4 protein-coding genes and 1 tRNA gene are annotated in these 4,458 nt (G+C 57.4%); 2 read left to right on the top strand and 3 right to left on the bottom strand.

Translation table 11 applies throughout. The features are described 5' to 3' along the window. Window positions 1-2: 2 nt before the first annotated feature. The 3 genes from AC07X6_RS28410 to lhgO all read right to left on the bottom strand — a co-directional run bounded on the left by AC07X6_RS28410 (window position 3) and on the right by lhgO (window position 2,920). Window positions 3-75: transfer RNA gene (locus AC07X6_RS28410), tRNA-Glu, on the bottom strand. Between the two features lie 222 nt (window positions 76-297). Continuing rightward, window positions 298-1,611, bottom strand: a complete 1,314-nt coding sequence (locus tag AC07X6_RS28405) for an MFS transporter (RefSeq protein ID WP_494793201.1) — start codon at window positions 1,609-1,611, stop codon at window positions 298-300. A gap of 103 nt (window positions 1,612-1,714) precedes the next feature. Beyond that, a complete protein-coding gene (gene lhgO, locus AC07X6_RS28400; RefSeq protein WP_494793200.1) occupies window positions 1,715-2,920 on the bottom strand; it encodes an L-2-hydroxyglutarate oxidase in 1,206 nt (401 codons plus the stop codon). Window positions 2,921-3,124: 204 nt separating this feature from the next. Here lhgO and AC07X6_RS28395 point away from each other — a divergent pair, with 204 nt between their 5' ends. Continuing rightward, window positions 3,125-4,060 carry a LysR family transcriptional regulator gene (locus tag AC07X6_RS28395; RefSeq protein WP_099411979.1) on the top strand — a complete coding sequence of 312 codons (936 nt, stop codon included), beginning with the start codon at window positions 3,125-3,127 and terminating at the stop codon, window positions 4,058-4,060. 114 nt (window positions 4,061-4,174) lie between these two features. After that, the gene (locus AC07X6_RS28390; RefSeq protein ID WP_492965154.1) at window positions 4,175-4,375 is read left to right on the top strand and encodes a hypothetical protein; all 201 of its coding nucleotides are present in this window, start codon (window positions 4,175-4,177) and stop codon (window positions 4,373-4,375) included. The last annotated feature ends 83 nt before the right edge of the window (window positions 4,376-4,458 follow it).

Genomic DNA, 4,458 nt, shown 5'->3' with positions numbered 1-4,458 from the left:
GGCGTCCCCAAGGGGATTCGAACCCCTGTACTCACCGTGAAAGGGTGATGTCCTAGGCCTCTAGACGATGGGGACCTGTGCTGGCTTTACTCTCAGCGGACTCTTCGTTGAAGGCTTTGCTTAGCCCCTCAAAAAAGCGTGCGCGAAGTATAGCATGGGGTGATTCACAAAATCAACCGCAGGCGCATCTTATTTTCCATGGAGGAAACCGTTCCCGGCGGCGATTGCCCAAACCCACGTCATACAAGGGTTGGGCGGCGGGAGGAGCTGAGCAAGCTTGGCCCGCCGCCTTGACCATCAATTCTTGTAATGGCTGAAGCGATAACCTTGGTCGAAGTATGCTGCCAATGCGACGATCACTCCGGAGCACGTGAGCATCAAGGCCACTGCGCTCGTGTCACGAGTCGCAGACTGGGCAACCATTGATAACGCCCACAACGGGGCAATACCGCCGGCAATGGCAGTGCCGATTTCACGCCCCGAACCGACCCCCGTCGAGCGGTTTTGCACGGCAAACTGGCGACTGAGGAAAGAGCCCTGTGGGGCGAACATCATCGGCGCCAGCACCCCGGTGCCGACGATCAGCGCCAGGTAAATCAGCCTGTTCTCGCCGCTGTCCAGCAACTGCATGAACGGGTACGCGAACAATGCTGACAGCAGGCCGCCAACGATCAGCAGCTTCTTGCTGCTGAACTTGTCACACAGATAGCCGAAGAGCGGGACGGTAAAGATTGCGACCAGACTGGCCAGCGTCACCGATAGCGAGGTCACGCTGGCCGAAATGCCTTTGAACTGGGTCAGGTAGGCCAGCGAGAAGGTCTTGAAGACATAGCTCAGTGCGTTGTAACCGATGGCGACAAAGAAGACGACGCCCAGGCCCTTAAGATTGGTTTTCCACAATTCGCGGAACGGCCTCTTCTGGCGATGGCTTTCCTCGAAGTGGTGATACTCTGGCGTTTCCGGCAGACTCCCACGCACCCAGAGCCCAACCAGTACCAGCACGAAACTGAGGATGAAGGGAATGCGCCAACCGCCGGCAAGCAAAAACTTGTCGCCATTGACGGTCAGCAGATAAACGGTCAGCGACGATAGCAACAGGCCAAGGTTCAGCCCCAATGCAGGCCACGCACCTTGTCGCCCCTTCTTGTTGTAGGCCGCATGTTCGTAGGAAGTTACCGCCGCCCCCGCCAGTTCAGCACCGGCGCCCAGGCCCTGCACAATGCGGATCAGCACCAGGCACAGGGGCGCCCAAACGCCGATGCTGGCGTAGGAAGGGACCAGGCCAATGGCGGTCGTGCACAAGCCCATCATACAGAAAGTGACGAACAACATTTTCTTGCGCCCGTAGCGGTCGCCGAAGTAGCCGAAGAACAGCCCCCCGATCGGTCGCGCCACAAAGCCGATGGCGAAGGTGGCAAAGGCTTGCAGCGATGCATTCGCCGGGTCCGAGGTATCGAAGAAGACCTTGCTGAAGACAATCGACGCCATCGTCGCGTAAAGATAAAAGTCATACCACTCCAGCATTGAGCCGACGATGGTCGCTGCCGCCACTTTGCGCAAACGACTTTTTGTCTGTGCCGGGGTTTCCTGTTCCGTTTTTTGAATGTTCAAAATGTCTCCTTCATGAATTAATTTTTTTCTTTTTCGCCTAGAGCGTTCGAGTTGGGACTGGCTGGGGAGCGACAGACAACCGTACGTTGTCCCCTACGCAAACTCAGCGCCTCATCACTTCACGCACAATGTATTCAGCAATGGCTAGCGACGATGTCGCCCCTGGTGACGGTGCATTGCGGATGTGGGTAATGTTGCCGTGTTGGCGAATCACGAAATCGTCAACCAGCGCACCGTTGGCCTCCATTGCCTGGGCACGGATCCCACGAACCGCCGGAACAATACCGACCGAGGCAAGCGTCGGCACATAGCGCGCCGCCTCGCGGACAAAGCTCGCCTCGCTGACCACAGTCTTCAGCTCCCGAAGCGTCGCCGGCAGGTTACGGGCAGCAAACTTCCAAAAGCCGGGGTAGCTGGCAAAATTGAAGATGTCGGCCAGGTTCATGCTGCGGCCGTCATAGTTCTCGCGACCGAAGGATATGAAAGCATTCGGGCCGATCGTCATCTGTCCGTCGATACGCTTTGTGAAATGCACCCCGAGGAAAGGAAAGCGCGGGTCCGGCACCGGGTAGATCAAGCCTTTGACATGCGACTTGAAAGCCTCGTCGATCACGTAATACTGGCCAAAGAACGGTACGATGCGTGGCGTGTCCTGATCGCCCGACCGCCCTGCCAGGCGATCTGACTGCAAACCCGCGCAGGCAATTGCCTGATCGAATACCGTATCGAAGACCTCTCCGTCTGCAAGTTCGACCCGTACTTCGCCGCCTTGCTCAAGCAGGCGCTCAACCGGCGAATTCAGACAAATGCGCCCGCCACGTTCCCTGATTTCATCGGCGATTCGGGCCGCAATTTGACCGTAACTGACAATCGCCGTTTTCGGTGAATGCAAGGCGCCCAGGCCGATGCAATTGGGCTCGATTTCGCGCAGCTCATTTGAGCCGATCAGCCGCACGCCAGGCACACCGTTGGCCTGCGCTTTCCGATAAATCGCCTCCAGGCGAGGCAACTCTTCCTCTTGTAGCGCGACGACAACTTTGCCGCACTCGTCGTAGGGGATCGCATTGTCGCGGCAATAGTTGCCAATCAATTCGCCCCCGCGCCTGCAAAGTCGTGCCTTGAGCCCCCCCGGCTCATAGTACAAACCGGCATGGACCACACCCGAATTGTGGCTGGACTGATGACTGGCGACACTCGCCTCCTTTTCGAACAGCACCACCGTGGCGTCGGGAAAATCCAACAATAACTGACGTGCGACTGCGAGGCCATTTATCCCCCCGCCGATAACTGCATAACGCTTCTTGTTCATTGCGCCTCTCAAAAAAATAGCAAACTCGTCATTTCACTGCTACATGCATCACTTTGGCGAAGGGCGAGGGCCTGCACATGCCGCCCACCCAACGCCTGGCACCGACGCGATTTGCCCTGTCAAGCATTTTTGATCAACCACAATTTAGATAAAAGCGAAAAATTATGTACAATTAAGTTCGAAAAAAGAGAACAAGTGATGTCCATGACTTTAAAGCAACTCGAAGCGTTCTACTGGGCCGCCACCTGCGCCAACTTTGCGATTGCCGCCGAACGCCTGCATTTGTCCGTATCGTCTCTCTCCAAGCGCATTTCAGAACTGGAGGAAGCGCTTGGCATCAATCTGTTCGACCGGAGTGGCCACCGCGCCGTACTCAGCGATGCAGGCCAGGCATTGCTGCCACGCGCGCTGGCGCTGCTCGATGACGCCGCCGCAATACGTACCGCCTTCGCACCCTCTGCAGGGCTAGTTGGCCGTTGCACCTTTGGTGTTGGCGAACTCAGCGCGCTGACCTGGCTACCGCAGTTCATTGCGCAAGTCCGGGCACTGCATCCCAAATTGACGCTCGAACCCTATGTCGACGTGGGCTCAGTTCTGGAAAGCCGTGTCACCAAGGGCGAGCTCGATTTTGCGATCATTGCCGGACGCTCATCGCACCACGGCATCCTGTCGCAACCAGTCAGCCAAGCACAATTCATCTGGCTTGCCGCGCCAACCCTGGCTGTATCTGACAGCCCGCCTGGCTTACGTGGTGCCGCCGATTTACTTGACGCCGGACAGCCCATCGTTGCCTTGCCGCCATCAGCTGGCACCACGCGACTGATTGATGACTGGCTACTGGCTCACGGCATCGCTGCCGTTGAGCGTATAAGTTGCAATAATTGGGGGGCCATTGCCGGCATGCTGATTGCCTCTGTCGGGATCGGCATACTGCCCACTGGCTGGAGTCAAAAGCTGGTTGACCAGGGTCTGCTGCTCCCGCTCGCCGCCGCCGAAATGCCAGCGCCGGTAATCTATTCTTTTCAGTGGCGGCGCGGAGACAACCGTCCACTGCTCGACCAGCTACGCGGGCTTTCCACCCAATATGTCGACTTCACTGCCGATCTATCGCGACCGCTGGGCAGCATAACGGAACGCTGATAACTGCCGGCCATGCGCCGCCCGCTGGCCACCTCGACTTCCAGCAACCCATGCATGGGCATCAGCGGGAGCCAAGCGCTGGCGTCTTGCATGCCATGCCAGCGCGCCAACAGCTTGGCCACGCTCGCCGAAGGGTATGGCGAAATTGGCCCGGAAATAAAAAAAGCCGCTCGAGGCGACTTTGATTATCATGTGATTTATGCGCTGTTGGTGGAGGCGGCATGGATACGGATGTTGGCTTCAGAAGATGGTGCTGTCGGATTACGCTACGCTAATCCGACCTACGCCACACTCCCCTGTCGGGTATGGCGATAAGTGCCACGGAAATAAAAAAAGCCGCTCGAGGCGACTTTGATTATCATGTGATTTATGCGCTGTTGGTGGAGGCGGCATGGATA

The sequence above is a fragment of the Janthinobacterium sp. GW460-12-1-14-LB5 genome (genome assembly GCF_059423585.1).
Note: the sequence above shows the minus strand (reverse complement) of the source record. Positions and strands in the feature narration are given on the sequence as shown.